16 protein-coding genes are annotated in these 15,622 nt (G+C 68.4%); 6 read left to right on the top strand and 10 right to left on the bottom strand.

Going from position 1 to position 15,622, the window contains the following annotated elements; genetic code table 11:
- Positions 1-97: 97 nt before the first annotated feature.
- Complete coding sequence (locus OG210_RS22695) at positions 98-2,539, bottom strand: LAETG motif-containing sortase-dependent surface protein (RefSeq protein WP_328326258.1); 2,442 nt, start codon at positions 2,537-2,539, stop codon at positions 98-100.
- A 163-nt stretch (positions 2,540-2,702) separates the two neighbouring features.
- Positions 2,703-3,416 carry a DUF6333 family protein gene (locus OG210_RS22690; protein ID WP_328326260.1) on the bottom strand — a complete coding sequence of 238 codons (714 nt, stop codon included), beginning with the start codon at positions 3,414-3,416 and terminating at the stop codon, positions 2,703-2,705.
- Between the two features lie 187 nt (positions 3,417-3,603).
- Between OG210_RS22690 and OG210_RS22685 the strand changes: the two genes are divergently transcribed.
- Both OG210_RS22685 and OG210_RS22680 read left to right on the top strand, forming a co-directional pair.
- Positions 3,604-3,966 carry a DUF6479 family protein gene (locus tag OG210_RS22685; protein WP_328326262.1) on the top strand — a complete coding sequence of 121 codons (363 nt, stop codon included), beginning with the start codon at positions 3,604-3,606 and terminating at the stop codon, positions 3,964-3,966.
- Between the two features lie 64 nt (positions 3,967-4,030).
- Complete coding sequence (locus OG210_RS22680; RefSeq protein WP_328326264.1) at positions 4,031-4,672, top strand: endonuclease; 642 nt, start codon at positions 4,031-4,033, stop codon at positions 4,670-4,672.
- 73 nt (positions 4,673-4,745) lie between these two features.
- Here the strand turns inward: OG210_RS22680 and OG210_RS22675 are convergent, their stop codons facing one another.
- Positions 4,746-5,333, bottom strand: coding sequence for a TetR/AcrR family transcriptional regulator (locus OG210_RS22675; RefSeq protein ID WP_328326266.1), 588 nt, complete (start codon positions 5,331-5,333; stop codon positions 4,746-4,748).
- Between the two features lie 111 nt (positions 5,334-5,444).
- On the opposite strand from OG210_RS22675, the gene OG210_RS22670 reads away from it, so the two are divergent.
- Positions 5,445-6,527, top strand: a complete 1,083-nt coding sequence (locus OG210_RS22670) for an NADP-dependent oxidoreductase (protein ID WP_328326268.1) — start codon at positions 5,445-5,447, stop codon at positions 6,525-6,527.
- Here the strand turns inward: OG210_RS22670 and OG210_RS22665 are convergent.
- From OG210_RS22665 to OG210_RS22655, 3 genes are all read right to left on the bottom strand, one after another.
- On the bottom strand, positions 6,479-7,135 hold the full coding sequence (locus OG210_RS22665) for a GntR family transcriptional regulator (RefSeq protein ID WP_328326270.1): 657 nt from the start codon (positions 7,133-7,135) through the stop codon (positions 6,479-6,481). The genes OG210_RS22670 and OG210_RS22665 overlap by 49 nt on opposite strands.
- 93 nt (positions 7,136-7,228) lie before the next feature.
- A complete protein-coding gene (locus OG210_RS22660) occupies positions 7,229-7,948 on the bottom strand; it encodes an aspartate/glutamate racemase family protein (protein ID WP_328326272.1) in 720 nt (239 codons plus the stop codon).
- Between the two features lie 142 nt (positions 7,949-8,090).
- Positions 8,091-9,110 (bottom strand): DUF6282 family protein, encoded by a 1,020-nt coding sequence (locus OG210_RS22655; RefSeq protein WP_328326274.1) that lies wholly within the window; start codon positions 9,108-9,110, stop codon positions 8,091-8,093.
- 79 nt (positions 9,111-9,189) lie between these two features.
- Here OG210_RS22655 and OG210_RS22650 point away from each other — a divergent pair, with 79 nt between their 5' ends.
- The gene (locus OG210_RS22650) at positions 9,190-9,762 is read left to right on the top strand and encodes an XRE family transcriptional regulator (RefSeq protein ID WP_328326276.1); all 573 of its coding nucleotides are present in this window, start codon (positions 9,190-9,192) and stop codon (positions 9,760-9,762) included.
- A gap of 18 nt (positions 9,763-9,780) precedes the next feature.
- On the opposite strand, the gene OG210_RS22645 is transcribed toward OG210_RS22650, so the two are convergent.
- Both OG210_RS22645 and OG210_RS22640 read right to left on the bottom strand, forming a co-directional pair.
- Positions 9,781-10,839 carry an NAD(P)/FAD-dependent oxidoreductase gene (locus OG210_RS22645; RefSeq protein ID WP_328326278.1) on the bottom strand — a complete coding sequence of 353 codons (1,059 nt, stop codon included), beginning with the start codon at positions 10,837-10,839 and terminating at the stop codon, positions 9,781-9,783.
- A 230-nt stretch (positions 10,840-11,069) separates the two neighbouring features.
- On the bottom strand, positions 11,070-11,279 hold the full coding sequence (locus OG210_RS22640; protein ID WP_328326280.1) for a hypothetical protein: 210 nt from the start codon (positions 11,277-11,279) through the stop codon (positions 11,070-11,072).
- Between the two features lie 214 nt (positions 11,280-11,493).
- On the opposite strand from OG210_RS22640, the gene OG210_RS22635 reads away from it, so the two are divergent.
- Positions 11,494-11,955, top strand: coding sequence for a ricin-type beta-trefoil lectin domain protein (locus OG210_RS22635; RefSeq protein ID WP_328326282.1), 462 nt, complete (start codon positions 11,494-11,496; stop codon positions 11,953-11,955).
- Between the two features lie 485 nt (positions 11,956-12,440).
- Here OG210_RS22635 and OG210_RS22630 read toward each other — a convergent pair whose 3' ends face one another.
- Positions 12,441-13,061, bottom strand: a complete 621-nt coding sequence (locus OG210_RS22630; protein ID WP_328326284.1) for a CE1759 family FMN reductase — start codon at positions 13,059-13,061, stop codon at positions 12,441-12,443.
- Positions 13,062-13,072: 11 nt separating this feature from the next.
- Entirely contained in the window at positions 13,073-14,185 is a 1,113-nt protein-coding gene (locus OG210_RS22625; RefSeq protein WP_328335408.1) for an LLM class flavin-dependent oxidoreductase, read from the bottom strand.
- Positions 14,186-14,601: 416 nt separating this feature from the next.
- Between OG210_RS22625 and OG210_RS22620 the strand changes: the two genes are divergently transcribed.
- On the top strand, positions 14,602-15,585 hold the full coding sequence (locus OG210_RS22620; RefSeq protein ID WP_328326286.1) for a DUF5996 family protein: 984 nt from the start codon (positions 14,602-14,604) through the stop codon (positions 15,583-15,585).
- Positions 15,586-15,622: the final 37 nt, after the last annotated feature.

Raw genomic sequence — 15,622 nt, 5'->3', positions numbered from 1 at the left:
CCAAGACCACAACCAGTCCTGGAGAACGACGTCACGCCGGGCGGGAGGCCTGAGACCTCCTAGTCCTGTGCGATACGGCTAGTCCTGTGCGATACGCCTAGTCCTGTGCGGTACGGCGTCGGCGCATCCACCAGACCAGGCCGCCACCCACGGCGATGACCGCGGCGGCGATGCCGGAGATCAGGCCGACGGGGGTGTCGGACCCGGTGTGGGCGAGGTCCCCGCCCGGACTGATGGGCGGGTGGCTCGCCCCGCCGCCGCCGGCCGGCGCGCTGCTCGTACCGGGGGCCGGTGTGTGACCGGCCGGCGCGGACGGCTTTCCGCTGGGCGTCGGGGTGGGGGTGGGTGTCGGCGTGGGCTTTCCTCCGCCGCTGGTGACAGGTCCTCCACCGAGGTAGAGGGTGTCGGTGTCGCGGTAGGAGGTGTCGTCGGACTGCATGGAGTTACTGGTGGTGTGGTCCAGGTCCCGGTTCTCCACCTTGAAGCGGACCTTGGTGATGTTCCGCTTCGGCGCCTTGGAGAAGTCGACGCCGCCGACGATGTACACCATGACGCCCTTGGCGGTGTCGACGTTGTATTTGAACTCGCCGTTGATGAAGATCTTCCGGTACTCCTGGAACAGCTTGTCCTTGTCCCAGTTCTGGTTCGGGGCCCGCAGTGGCCACGCCTTCACATCGTTGCTGTTGATGAACTTGTGGAAGTCGGTCGGCTTCTTGGCGTCCTGGCGGCGGATGTACTCGGCTGCGACGCGGGAGGTGTAGACCCGGCGCAGATCCGCGTACTGGGGAGCGGCGTTGATGGTCTTCTCCACCGCGGGGACGATCATCCGGTCGATGACCCCCTGGGCCTGGTCACGCTGCGCCTTGGTGGGGTGGCAGATGCCCTCGCCTCCGCCGGGCTGGGTGACGGTGTCCTGCTCGGTGGACTTCAGTTTGAGCGGGGCGTCGACGATGTAGATGCCGCCGTCCTGCTCACGGACCTCGGCGGGCTTGGGCTCGATCCAGTTGCGGATGCCGGTGAAGCACGGACGCCCGTCCACCTTGGGGAGGGCGGCCCAGAACCGGCGGCCGAGGTCGGTCTTCGGGTCCATCGTCCTGAAGAAGTCGTGCTTCATCCGGAGGTCTGCTTCCAGCAGCACGCGCCCGGCGTCGGTGGAGGCGAACTTGTCGTCCATGACCCGGTCCGGCTGGTCCGGGTTCAGGTTCACCCAGAACTTGTCGGGCGTCAGGGCCAGCCAGGTGAACAGGGCGTCCGATGCCAGCTGCATCTTGGCCTGGCCGCCGTATCCGGGGTTGTTGTCCGGGTCGGGCATCTGGTCGGCGCGCATGCTGTACTGCATGCCCTTGCCCTTTCCGAGGCCGCCGACATAGCGCAGCTCCAGGGTGGTGAAGTCCACGCCGCCCGGGCCGCCCCGGGGAAGAGTGCCGCGACTGTCGAAGCGCCGTGCCTCGGCCTGGATGCGCCTGGCCTCGGCCGGAGTACGGCCTGAGTCGTTGATGCGCTCGTTCAGCGGGCCTCGGCTGCCACCGCAGTTGGACGTGGTGGCTGAGGTGAGCTGCGTACCACCGCCCTGGCAGCCGGGCGCGAACGCGCGGTCCTGACGGGAGTAGCCAGGGACCGGGGTGGTCCTGGCAACCGGGTTGTAGAAGCGCTGGTTGCCGCGGACCTGATTCGTCTTCCCCGGCCGCTCCGCGACGATCTCCTGGTTCAGGTCGCTGATCTTCTTGGCCTGGCCCTTGGTGAAATTCTTCGCGCCGGTGTAGCGGAAGGTGTGGTCGGGCATCGACTTGGCGACTACGCGGTCCTTGGCGAGCTGGGGGTTCTCCAGCCGGCTGTTGGACTTGAACTCGTTGAACTCCTTGGTCCGCTTGTTGTAGGCGTCGTAGCGGCGCTCACCGACCTTGTCGCCGTCCTTGTCGAAGAGTTCGACGTAGTACTCGCACAGCCAGTCGGGCCCGATGAGGTTGTAGTCCTTGACGAGCTGCCGCTCGAACCCGGAACCCTTGCTGTTGTTGGTCTGGTTGCGGATGTAGCGGGACTTGAACCAGTGGTCGAAGGCCAGGTTCTCCTTGTTGGCGAGGAACCGGGCATAGATCTCCATGGCCCGGTCCGCCGGATCCCCGGACTTGTTGGCCTGCCTGGTCCAGGCTGCGACGTTCTTCTTCGGGTCGCCCGGGACCTTGGACAGGGCCTGCTGCTTCTGGGCGGCCGTGGGGGCCTTCATCCCGTCGTACGCCTGGCCGGGAAGGTTGTAGTCGAAGTTCTTCGGCAGTTCGGTGGACTTGTGGATCAGCCCGGCCGGGTCGTCGGGGAACCCCGAGTTCGCCGGAGTGCGCTTGGCGGCCGGGAGTCCGTTGCGGACATCGCAGCGTTTGCCGGTGCCGGGCTTGGGCTTGGCCAGGACGGGCGGCCCGCCGGCCGCCTGGGCGGTGTCGATGGACGGCAGACCGGTCAGCGTGACCGCGGCGGCCAGTCCGGCCGCCGCTGCCAGACGTAAGCCGGTCCGCCAGCTGCGGGACAGTCCGAGTATGCGATTCAACGTGGGTGTCTTCCCTCGGCGGGGGCAAGGGGAATCCGGGCGGCGCGCGAGCCCCCGTGACATGTACGCGCCGCCCGGCAGACCCTAGCGCCCGGGGCCGCCGGGCAAAGAACAGGCAATGGCGTGTCGGTGTGTCAACTCATTCACGTTGTGCGGGAGTTGGTCAGATGAAGTAGAGGTCTTCCATCGTGCCGACAGCACCCTCGGTGTGGCGGACACGGAACGCCGTGGCCTCGACGCCGGGGCGGTTCCACGGGTCGGCATGACCAAGAGCCAGCGCAGCCAGAGCCGCCCACTCGGTCTCTCCGGGGTCGTCCTCCTCCAGGTCGATCCCGGCGTCCTCCAGCATCTCGGCCGTCAGTCCCAGAGAAGCGATCACCGCATGTGGGTCGCCGGTGATGACGAACGGTTCGTCACCGGGCCAGCCACTGGCGTGGAACATGGCGCCGTCCGGCAGCCACACGATGTCCTCGGTGTGGTCGGCGCCTCCGTGGAAGTGGACCCGGCCGACGATCCGGGCGTCGGGGAACCGCTCCCGAAGGGCTTCGGCCTCGTACAGGAGCGGCGTGTCATTGCCGTTGTCGGCGAACGCCGGATCACAGACACCCAGGGCAGGGCCCCACGCGCCGACCTGGATGACGTCCAGTTCGGCGCGGGTGCCCGGTTCGGGTGTATGGAGCGCGACGCACGGCCCGGCGTCTTCGAGGACCTCATCGACGGTACTGAGGGAGGAGGCGAACCCGGCCGCCCGCGACGGCTCGTTGCCAGGCAGCGCACCCGCGCCGGAGCGCGGCTCAAGGACGGTCAGGTTGCAGTGGCCCATGGAGCCGCGCACTATGCGATCGGCCGGTGAGGTCCAGAAGTCGTTGGCGGTCATGGCGGTCACCGTAGCGGCTCGCGATTCACCGCCAGTGCTCCCGCTCACCGCCCAAAGAGAAAACGAATTCCCATTCAGCCGGATCGATAAACTCTCGGCTGCATCCAAGGGTGGCATCCTCACCCCTGCGGCCGTATGAGCCGCTGATGAAGCGGTACGAAGCCTGGCATGCGGGTACGAGAATCAAATGGACGCCTCGAAATTTCAGCTCGCCGTCTCATCCAACACAGCCCTTTTCATGCTCCTGACCGGCATCGTTGTGGTTGGCGTACTACTCGCTGCTTTCGCATGGGGGCGCCGTATCCGCGCCCGCGAACTCCCGCCACCAAAGCCGAACGAGCAGCCTCATCTTCCCAAGGATGGCGCGGTCCACGAAATCCGGGAATACCGGGAGCCGGAGGAAATGCCCCACGACGGCTCACGCCTGCTGCCGCACGAAATCAAGGGTTCCAGCACGCACCGCAGCGCCTCGCAGAAGCCGCCGACGGACGACGACGCCGATGGCTTCGGCGATGGCAGCAGTTTCGGCAGCGGCGGCCTCGGAAGCTGAGCCAGGCGGGGGCCGGGCAGCTCGACGCCAGGAGGGACGACCGGTCGTGAACCACCGTAGGACGATGGAAGCCCTGCTCACGGAGCACGGCAGGACGTTCGCCGACGAGGCGGGCATCCGGCTGCGGGACACCCCGCAGCCCCTGTACCAACTGCTGGTGCTCAGTCACCTGCTGAGCGCCCGGATCAGGGCGTCCGTCGCGGTGGCCGCCGCACAGGCTCTCTTCACCCACGGCATGCGCACGCCGCGCCACATGCTCGAAGCGACCTGGCAGCAACGCGTGGACGCACTCGGGGAGGGCGGGTACCGCCGCTACGACGAGAAGACCGCCACCCAGCTCGCCGACGGGGCGGAGCTGCTGCTCGATACGTACGGCGGCGACCTCCGGCGCCTTCGCCGGTCGGCCGACGGCGATCTCGACGCGCTGCGGGACGGGCTCCGCCGGACACCCGGCATCGGTCCGACAGGCGCGGACATCTTCCTGCGCGAGGCGCAGGAGGTGTGGCCGGAGACAGCGCCGTACCTCGACAAGAAAGCGCTGCAGGGAGCGGAGCGGCTGGGCCTGCCGACGTCACCGGCGAACTTGGCACAACTGGCGCGACAGGCACGGCCGACGGGGCAGCACGGCCCCGCTGTCCTCGCGGCGGCGCTGGTACGCGCGGCACTGGACAAGAACATCGTGGCGACCGTACGGGCCAACGCCTGACCCGAGCCGTCGGCGCCGACGAGCACGCTGAAACCGTCGGCCGGCCGCGCCCCCACCTCACGGATCAGCACGATCAGGGCGCACTTCGAAAGTGGATCCCGGCCTGACTGCCGCCCGGGCTCGTCAGGATCGCACTCGCGACAACCCCGGAGAGGCGATCGGCGCGTGGCGCGAGGGCGGGCTGATCACCGAGCCAGGCGAGCATCGCCACCAGCGCGAACAGATCGGTGCCATCGATATCGCTCCTGGCCGTGCCCACGGCCTGGGCACGGGTGAGGAGCCGCGCACCGGCTGCGCGCAGCGTGACGCACGAGGCGTGGAGAGCGGATTCGGTGTCCTCGATGGCGGCTGCCATCAGGACGGTCACGCCCCGGTACTCGGTGGTCCACGCGACGCAGTCGCGCAGCCACGAGACGAGAGCGTCTTCGGGCGAGCTCGACGCCTCGAACTCGCCCGCCTTCACGGTCAGTTCGTCGAAGCTCGTACGGAGCAGGGCATCGAGCAGCGCCTCGCGCGTCGGGAAGTGCCGCAGCAGCGTGGCGAGACCGACATCGGCCCTGCGGGCGATGTCGCGCAGTGACACGTCGACACCTTGCTCGGCGATGGCGGCGCCCGCTACTGCGAGCAGGTGGTCACGGTTCTTCCTGGCGTCGGCCCGCATCGGCCCCTCTTGACTATCCGGATCAGTGGTCCATATATTCGGATCAGTGATCCGGTTATGTGGACCGCTGATCCGGATAAGGGTAACCCGCAGGGCGAGCAGGAGAAAACGATGACGGCACACACGATGAGGGCGATCCGGCTCCATGAGCACGGCGGCCCCGAGGTTCTGCGGTACGACGAGGTGCCGATTCCTGAGCCGGGGCCGGGTGAGGTGCTGGTCCGGGTGCACGCGGTCGGCATCAATCCCCCCGACTGGTACCTGCGCGACGGTATGTCCAACCTGCCTCCGGAGACGAGGCCGAAGTTCGACCTGCCCGTGATTCCGGGGACGGACCTGTCGGGCGCCGTCGAGGCCGTCGCCGCCGATGTGGACGGCTTCTCGGTCGGTGATGAAGTCTTCGGTCTCCTGCGCTTCCCCAGTTTCGATGGCCACACCTATGCCGAGTACGTGGCCGCGCCCGCCTCGGACCTCGCACTCAAGCCGGCCGGTATCGATCACGTGCACGCCGCCGGGGCGCCCATGGCAGGGCTCACCGCGTGGCAGTTCCTGATCGAGCTCGGGCACGATCACCCGTCGCCCTTCCAGGCGGCGAAGCATCGTCCGGTGCCACTCGACGCCCACACGACAGTGCTCATCAACGGCGCCGCCGGCGGCGTGGGCCACCTCGCGCTACAGCTGGCGAAGTGGAAGGGCGCACATGTCATCGCGGTGGCATCAGGCGCGCACGAATCGTTCCTGAGCGAGCTCGGCGCCGACGAGTTCATCGACTACACCAAGAGCCGCCCCGAGGAACTCGTACATGACGTCGACCTCGTTCTCGACGCCGTCGGCGGCCCCGACAGCAGGCGCTTCCTGCGCACGCTCAAGCGTGGTGGCGCCCAGTTCCCCGTATTCTTCGGCGACTTCGACGAAGAAGAGACCACCGAGCTGGGTGTCACGGTCACGGCCACCCAGGTCCGCTCGAACGGCGCTCAGCTCGCCGAACTGGGACGCCTGCTCGACACGGGCACGGTCCGCGTCGCGATCGACAGCACGTTCACCCTCGCGGATGCCCGAGCAGCGCACGAACGCGCCGCCCGGGGGCACATCCAGGGCAAGATCGTCCTCACGGTCGATCGGAAGCCAGCCAGTTCACCGCTGTCTCAGTCGAAGAGCCCCCTGAGCGTCCGCTCCCGGGATGCACGTACGTGATGCCGTGCCGCGGTGGCGGCTCCATCGGGGTCGCCGCCGGCGATCGCCCCGGCCAGTGCCTCGTGCTCCGCGTGGATGAGGGTGAAGTCCTCGATCTTGCGGCGCAGCCAGTCGACCCGGCCCACGATGGGCTCCAGTGTCTCGGCGAGCAGCACATTGCCCGCGAGCGCGGTGATCTCGTCGTGCAGGCTGGAGTTGGCCGCGTGCGCGGCCGCCGCGTCGCCGGTCCCGGCAGCCTCTGCGGCTCTCTTCAGCGTGGCGGCGATACGGTTCTCCGCCCCCTCGGCCACTCGCTCGGCGGCCTGCCGGGCGGCCAGGACTTCGAGTGCCTCTCGAACGTCGTACAACTCGGACACCTGCCGGCGGTCCAGCGTGCGCACGACCACCCCGCGGGTGGGCAGGTGCTCGACAAGACCCTCGTTGTGCAGGATGCGCAGGGCCTCACGGACCGGTAACCGGGACACCGAGTACTGCTGGGCGAGTTCCTGCTCGACCAGGCGGGTGCCGGGCGGGAGCGTGCCGTCGTAGATGCTGTTGCGAAGCTGCTCGCCGACGATGTCTCGCAGGGGCTTCTTGTTGCGGTACAGCCTGGAGGACGATGTCGTCACGGGTCTCTGCTTACGCTCGTTCGATTCCGAAGGACCGGGTGGGATGCCAGTCTGTGCCTGGCCGCCCCGTCAGCGCCAGGCCACGACCGGAGGTCAGCCCGGGGAGCCTTCCCGCACGGCCGCACGGAGTGCGTCGATGACGAGGGTGCCCGCGCTGGGGACGGGTTCGACGATCTCGACCAGGCCGAGCGCGGCCAGCCTGCGGGCAGTCCGGCTCAGCGGGCCGCCCGCGATGATGACGGCTTCGGCCCCGTCCTGTTCGACACAGGCCCGCACCGCCGCGGCCAGTTCCCGGTACTGCTGTTCGGCGGAGGCGGCGAGGACGAGCGGGTCCGATGGCGTGAGCCGCACTCCGGTGAAGGTGTCCGACGCGCCGTGCCGCCCGACGAGTTCCGTCAGGGACCCGACGAGGCACGAGGTGCTGGTGGCCATCCCGAAGCGGCGGCCTCCTGCGGCGGCCGTGACGATCGACGCCTGGCCGATCCCGATGACGGGGATGTCCAGCTCGGCCGCGAGCTGTTCGCGCGCCGGGTCCCCTATGGCGGCGATGATCACCGCGGCGACCGGTGCGGCGCACGGCTCGGCGAGCCGACTTCGCACCACGTCGACGACATGCCGCGCGGACTCCTTGAGGGTGACCGGGTCGACGATCATCGAGGGGCCGTGCCCGGCGGTGAGGCTCTCGACCGCCAGCCCCGCAGGCGTCAGGTGCTTCCGCGCCAGCTCGGCCATCATCGATGTCGTGCCCCGGTTCGTGTTGGGGTTGACGAGGACAACGGTCCGGGTTCCGGTGTACGGCAAAAGCTGGGACAACGGCTGGGCCCTTTCGTTGTGCGCCCGAGCGCGCTCAGGCGTCCGCCGGACGTGCGCGTCCCATGATGTCCGGTCGCGCGGCCGGGAGGCCGGGCCCGGCACGGGCGAGGAGCCCGGCCCGGCCTCCGGGCCGCGGCGCGGGTTACGGCTCGACGTCGAGCAGGCGTCCCGGGTTTCCCTTGATCATGGTGGTGATCTCCTCGGGCTTGAACTCAAGATCGAGGAGCGAGCTGATGAGGGTGCGCATCCCCTCGACCGGCGTCGGACCGGACCGGATGCCGTAGTCCGTGCCGAGGATGAAGTGCTCGATACCGATCTCCCTGATCTGCCTGGCCCACGGCATGATGCCGCTGAACTCGGGCGAGTTGGCGATACCGGCGATCTCGTCCGCCCACTCGCGCTCGACGTAGTAGTTGGTCCTCGGCAGACCGCGGTGGAACATCCAGTCGGACGCCGCGCCCTCAAGGAACACACCCTTGGCCGCCAGCTGCATCTGCTGCTCGGTCGTCATGCGTCCCCGGCAGGGGTGCGCCACGACGATCTTCCTGATCCCGGCCTCGATGGCGAGGTCCACCAGGCGGAAGGCCTCATCGACCGACAGGTGCCCGGTGTTGAGGTGGACGTCGGGCCGCTCGGCGATCAGCCCCAGAATCTCCGCGAGGTCGCCGGGAACCGGACCCTCCAGCGGGATACGGATCGACCGCGACAGTTCCTCATCGGCGAACTTCGGATACTGGTCCTTGAACGGAACCGGCTTGCCGTCGACGTAACTGCCCTCGTGGCTGGCCATGAAGTGGGTGCAGTGCGCGCCGAAGTGCACGAACTTGGCCCCGGCCCCGTAGTGCAGCGCGGTCTTCACGGCGCGTGGGTTCAGGCCGCCGAGGACGGTGGTCATGATGATGCCGCCGAAGATCCGGATCCCGGGGATCTGCCTGCTCACCAGCATCGACGTGCCGTTGCTGATGCCCATGGTGTGGTCGTAGTAGACGAGCGACTTCATGCCGGCGGCCTTGGCCTGTTCGGCGATCTGGAACGGGTCCAGACGGCCGGGGCACGACTTGAGCCAGGGTCCGCTGTGGACGTGTACGTCGCTCGTCCCGCGGAGCAGTTCGTCGGGAAGTTCCATCGACCTGTCGTCGGACGTCTCGTACGGAACAGTCACTTGAGGCCTGCTGTGACGCCCATGCGTCTGCTGCTGCGGGAGTTGCAAAGCTCCATGCCGTTTCAGCATGGTGGTGGGTATGGACAAAGCGAAGCAGGACAGACTGGAGGCCGTCGGGCCACGACTGCGGGAGCTGCGCCGCCGACGCGGGCTGACTCTGGCCGGGCTCGCCGAGGAGACAGGGATCAACGAGAGCACGCTCTCGCGCCTCGAAGGCGGAACCCGCAAGCCGACCCTGGAAATGCTGCTGCCTCTCGCCGAGCTCTACGCGGTGCCCCTGGACGAACTCGTCGGCGCACCCCGCACCGGAGACCCGCGCATCCATCTGAAGCCCGTCGTCCGGGACGGCATCACGTATGTGCCGCTCAGCCGCCCCGGCGGCGCGCAGGCCCACAAACTGCTGATCCCGCCCAGCCCCGGAACACAACCGGAGCTCAAGACCCACGACGGCTTCGAATGGGTCTACGTCCTGGCCGGCCGGCTCCGGCTGGTCCTGGGCGAGAAGACCGTGGCCCTCAAGTCCGGCGAGGCGGCCGAATTCGACACCCACGTCCCGCACTGGCTCGGCCCCGACGACGAGCGGACCGTGGAACTCCTCGTCCTGTTCGGGCCCCAGGGAGAGCGGGCCCACCTCAAGGCCCGCACCACCTGAACAGGCACCCCGCGGGCCTCAGCCGCGGTCGGACCGGGACTCCGGACCGTGGACGCGCGTGCCCAGCACACGCCGCGACACCTCGGCTTCCACCGACCCGCCGAACACCCCGCCGTACTCGCGGGACGCGGCAGCCCTGCGGGCGCCGGCCGTCAGCAGATCCATGTTGATCGCCGCGGCCGCGGTGACGCCGGCCGCCGCCGCGGCCGGTACACCCGCCAGCACATCACTGACGTTTCCGGCCGCCCACACCCCCTCGACTCCGGTGAAGCCGGAGGCGTCCACCGCCACTTGCTCGCCGAACCCCATCGGGTGCTCCCGCACCGTGAGGCCGAGCCCGTCGAGGAATCCGGCCCGCGCCACGAAGCGCGGCGCGACCACCAGCTCCCGTACCGGCACCACCACGCCCGAGGTCAGACGCACCGCCGCCAGCCGGTCCTGGCCGTCAATCTCCAGACCGCCGATCTCACCCTCCACCACACCGACGCCCAGAGCCGCCAGTTGCTCCCACTGCTCCTCCATGAGCCCTGTCCCGGTGTCCCGGAACAGCGTGACGTCCCGCGAGAGCTGCCGGAACAGCAACGCCTGATGGAAGCTGCCGAGGACCCCGATCGCCCGGTCACGGACCTCCCAGCCGTGGCAGTACACGCAGTGCATGACATCGCGCCCCCACCGCTCAGCCAGGCCCGGCACCTCCGGCAGCTCGTCCACCAGCCCCGTCGCCACCAGAACACGCCGAGCCGGCACCCGCTGCCCGTCCTCGGTCACCACCGAGAACTCCGCACCGTCCCGATGCACCCGCGCCACTCGACCCGAGACGACCCGCCCCCCGTACGAGGCGACTTCCGCCCGCCCCAGCCGCAGCAACTCCAGCGGAGAAATGCCCTCACGCCCCAGAACCCCGTGCACACCGACATCCGCAGCCGGAGCGTTGCGGGGCTCACCCGCATCGATGACCACGACCGACCGGCGCACCCGAGCCAAGGTCAGAGCAGCCGACAGACCAGCCGCTCCACCCCCGATCACCACGACATCCCACACCTGACCATCCGCGCGCAACAGCTCGTTCTCACTCATACCGCCACCTTGCGACCCCCGCGCCAGCACAGCAAAGCCTCATGCCGTTTCAGCAAGGAGGAGGGGCGTGGAGCCTCCCAACAACACAGCCACACAGAGACTGCACCCAGCCGGCTTGCCTACCGACACAACACTGCGCCGCACTGACGTCCACTCCGCGCACGACAACTCGGTTGCCAGCGGCGCATTGTCTTGCGGGAGTTCGAGGGTCTGATGCCGGCGGTGCGTGTCTACGCGGGGCGGTCGGGCTGGCCGAAGCTGCGCAGGCAGTGCTGATCGAGGGCGAGGCTCCGAGTGCCGAGGCACACCACTCCGTCGGCAGCGCACAAGGCGTTGACGGTGGTCATCACCCAGTGCTGGTAGTCGAGCGAGGTGGTGGCGTTGATGACGGAGTCCAGGACGACGACGACGTGCGGTGGCCCTCCGCGACGGCTCCCCAAAATCTGTGCCAGAACCTAAAACTCATCGACAAACGCTCACGGACCGCCGGACAGGTTCCGTTCGAATGCCCGGCTCCTGACTGCCTTCTGACCCGACATGCAGAAAGCTGACTCGAAAGCCCCCGAATCCGCCGTTGACCCACCCGGCGGCCGGCATAGGCGCTTTACTGTTCAGCGTCAGCGGGAGTACGGGACGAGGTCGAGGGAGACGGCGTTGCTGAAGAGGGCTATCGCGGTGAGCGCGGCCGCTGTGCTGGCGTGGGGCCTGAGTGCGACGACGGCGAACGCGGCATCGGTCTACGTGCACTTCAAGAACAAGGCCACGGGCCACTGCCTGGACTACCGGGCCGACTACGGGCCCTACGCGACCGACTGCAACGGCGGCGGCTACCAAACCTGGCTGATCAACAATGAGGCCTTCCAGCTCTCCGCCATGCGGCAGAACGCGGGCGACCGGCTCTGCCTGGTGGCCCGCAATGGTGCGGCCACGATGAAGCCGTGCCTGTCCAGCGACCCGGCAGCCCTGTGGGTCCTGGCCCCCACGACCGTCGGGTTCCAGCTGGTCAACAACGTGACCAACACCTGTCTCGGCGAAGGGCCGGACGCCAAGCACCTCGTCAAACTCGTCCCGTGTTCAGGTGGCAACTCCCAGCAGTGGGAGATGCAGACCACCTGACTCCCCGCAAGGCACCGCCAATCGGCCGGACCCTGCGGACCCAGGCGCCGACGAGGCGGTCATCCAACGCGTCCCGCCGGGCATCGTGGTCCAGCACACTCAGTCGGGAAGACCGCCGAGCACCTGGGCGAGGGGCTCCCGCTCGCCGCGGTCACCGACGACGAGGTCGGCTGTTCCTCAACCCCCAGCATGAACATCACGACCACGGTCGACGGCACCCGCGCACGGATCAGCCCGCAGGGTGAGATCGACTACACCACCCTGGCCCCGCTGCGCCCGGCAGCGCCCCGCGCCGGACGAGGGTGACGGGGCTGGGCCCTCAGCCGATGCGGCTGCTGACCATCGCAGCCGACCTGAATCCCGGCGTCGACCTGACGCGCCTGATCCCCGCCCCCGGCCCCCGACCCTCGCGTGCCCGATCCAGCACGGTGAACGAGTCGGCCTCCGGCAAACGATCGGTCCCACCCGGCGCTGGGAGTGGCTTCCTACTGGCCGCCCAGGAGCTGCTCCATGGACCGGAGCTCTTCGTTGAAGGCGTCGCGGCGCTGATGGGGGCCGCAGGCCTGGATGAGGCGCGCGAAGTCCGATGCGGCCCCGGTGATCCTGGTGGCCAGCCGGTCTTCGCCGGTTGCGCCGGCTGATCCGAAGTCGTCGGTGGCGGCGTAGACGCCGCGGGGGGAGACGATCGCGTGGAGGTAGGAGAACATCGGGCGCAGCGCGTGTTCCAGGACCAGCGAGTGCCGTTCGGTGCCGCCGGTGGCTGCGATGAGGACGGGCATGTCCGAGAGCGTCTCCTCGGGCAGGACGTCGAAGAAGGACTTGAACAGGCCGCTGAAGGACACGTTGAAGGCCGGTGTGACGGCGATGACCGCGTCCGCGTCGGCGACCTGTTCTACGGCTTCCTCGAGGGGGCTCGGGGGGCTGCCGGTGAACATGGCGTCCATGATCGCGTGTCCGAGCGGGCGGAGTTCGACGAACGTGCTCTCCGCCTGGTGGCCCAGCCTGGCGAGCTGGTTTTGCACCTCGGCTTCGAGCCGGTCGCCCAGGAGCCGCGTGGACGAGGGCATGCGCAGTCCGCCGCTGATGACGGTCATCCGGATCAGCATCGCTGACCTCCTCATGTGTCCTGGGCTTCGTCCGGAGGGCCGGTGTCCTCCAGCTCCAGGGCCTGCAGTCGGGACTGGTGGGTGGGGGCCGCGGGGACGTCAGCGGGCCGCCCGACGGCGAATTCCTTGCGGAGGACGGGGACGACATCCTCCCCGAGGATGTCGAGCTGTTCCAGGACGGTCTTCAGGGGGAGGCCGGCGTGGTCGATGAGGAAGAGCTGACGCTGGTAGTCGCCGGCGTACTCGCGGAAGCCGAGGGTGCGCTCGATCACCTGCGCCGGTGAGCCGACGGTCAACGGTGTCAGGGTGGTGAAGTCCTCCAGGGAGGGCCCGTGGCCGTAGACGGGGGCGTTGTCGAAGTAGGGCCGGAATTCGTTCACGGCGTCCTGGCTCTTGGGGCGCATGAAGACCTGGCCGCCGAGGCCGACGATGACCTGGGAGGGGGGCCCGTGCCCGTAGTGCTCGAAGCGGCTGCGGTAGAGCTCGACCATGCGCGCGGTGTGCGAGGCGGGCCAGAAGATGTGGTTGGCGAAGAACCCGTCGCCGTGGAAGGCGGCCAGTTCGGCGACCTCGGGGGTACGGATCGAGCCGTGCCAGACGAACGGCGGCAGTCCGTCCAGGGGCCGGGGTGCCAGGGTGAAGCCCTGGAGCGGGCCCCGGAATTTCCCTTCCCAGTCGACCACTTCCTCGCGCCACAGCCGGCGCAGCAGGCCGTAGTGCTCCACGGTCAGCGGGATGGCTTCGCGGATGTCCTGGCCGAACCACGGGTACACCGGGCCGGTGTTTCCGCGGCCCAGCATGACGTCGGTGCGCCCGTTGGACAGGTGCTGCAGGACGCTGAAGTCCTCAGCGATCTTCACGGGGTCGTTGGTGGTGATCAGTGTGGTGGAGGTGGACAGGACGATCCGCTCGGTGATCGCTGCGATGTAGCCAAGAAGCGTGGTCGGTGAGGACGGCACGAATGGCGGGTTGTGGTGCTCGCCGGTGGCGAAGACGTCCAGACCCACCTCTTCCACCTTTTTGGCGATCTCCACGGTGGCGAGGATGCGTTCGTTCTCAGTCGGTTCGTGATTCGTTGTCGGGTCCGGGGTGACGTCGCCGACGGTGAATATGCCGAACTGCATGTCGGACATGATCTGCGTCCTTCCGGACTCTCCTGAGAAGCTGCCCGGCCACCTAATGCGGGTATCCCGCATCAGGTGTCGGGCAGATGCTGGCGACGGTTTATGACCTGGCGCTCGCTGCCTGCAGGGGACCTGTGGGGTCAAGGCGGAGCACCGGCCGTATAAGGCCTTCGGGCAGCGCGGACCACGTTTCGAGCGTATGCCCGCGCGGGTCGTGCACGCATTCCGGGACCAGCCGCAAATACACCCCGTGCATTCGTGTGCGCATGCGGTGCCGCGTTCGGCAGCGGAAGAGTCCGGTTCTCGGAAAGAGGCTGCTGCGGGCCGTTGACGGGGGAATTGCGATGTCACAGCATGAAAAGACGTGCGGTTCGCCGACGTCGCGGTGTTCCGCACTCAGTGCGGAAGGATCCAGCATGAATTTCAGCGACTTCGGAAGTGCCAACAACTGGCCTGCCTTGCGCGTGGATGACTGGACGGACACCCGCGAGACGCTGCACATGTGGACGCAGATCGTCGGGAAGATCCGCCTGTCCCACACACCGCTCGTCAACCACTGGTGGGCCGTCTCCCTCTACGTCACGCCGAGGGGTCTGTCCACGTCCGGCATCGACTACGCGGACGGCATGTTCGACATCGAGTTCGACTTCGTGGACCACAAGCTGATCCTCCGCGCCAGCGGGGGCAGCCACCGCGAGTTCGCGCTGGCCCCCATGCCGGTCGCGGAGTTCCACGACCGCACCATGCGCTGCCTGCACGACCTCGGGATCGACACCGTCATCCAGGACCACCCCAACGAGGTCGAGCAGGCCCTGCAGTTCTCCGAGGACCACACGCACCACACCTACGATCCCCGGGCGACCCACCTGTTCTGGCGGCAGCTGATGCAGGCCCACCGGGGGTTCATGCAGTTCCGGTCCCACTTCCAGGGCAAGGTGAGCCCGGTGCACTTCTTCTGGGGTTCGCTCGATCTGGCGTGCACGAGGTTCTCGGGCCGCTCGGCGCCCAAGCACCCCGGCGGCGCACCGAACTGCGGTGACTGGGTGATGGTCGAAAGCTACTCGCGCGAGCTGAGCAGCTGCGGCTTCTGGCCCGGCGGCGGCGAGGAGGGCGCCTTCTACTCCTACGCCTACCCCGAGCCCGATGGCTACGCCGACGCGGAGGTCAAGCCGCAGGCCGCCTACTACAGCCAGGACAACGGGCAGTTCCTGCTGCCGTATGAGGCGGTGCGTCGTTCCGACGACCCGGACCGGGTTCTGGGACACTTCCTGCACAGCACGTACGAGGCTGCCGCGGAGCACGGCCACTGGGACAGGCCGAGCCTGGAAGTCGATCCCCAGCGCTGGGCTGCCGAGCAGAACCGCGCCTGGGACTACGCCCGCCGGGTGCAGTCCGTGTAGCCCGCGCAGGATGCCCACAGCCGTCCGGCGGCCTGAG

This window comes from Streptomyces sp. NBC_00466 (assembly GCF_041433995.1).
In the GTDB taxonomy this organism is placed as follows: Bacteria; Actinomycetota; Actinomycetes; order Streptomycetales; family Streptomycetaceae; genus Streptomyces.
The sequence above is the reverse complement of the archived record's forward strand: the minus strand, read 5'-3'. Positions and strand labels throughout refer to the sequence as shown.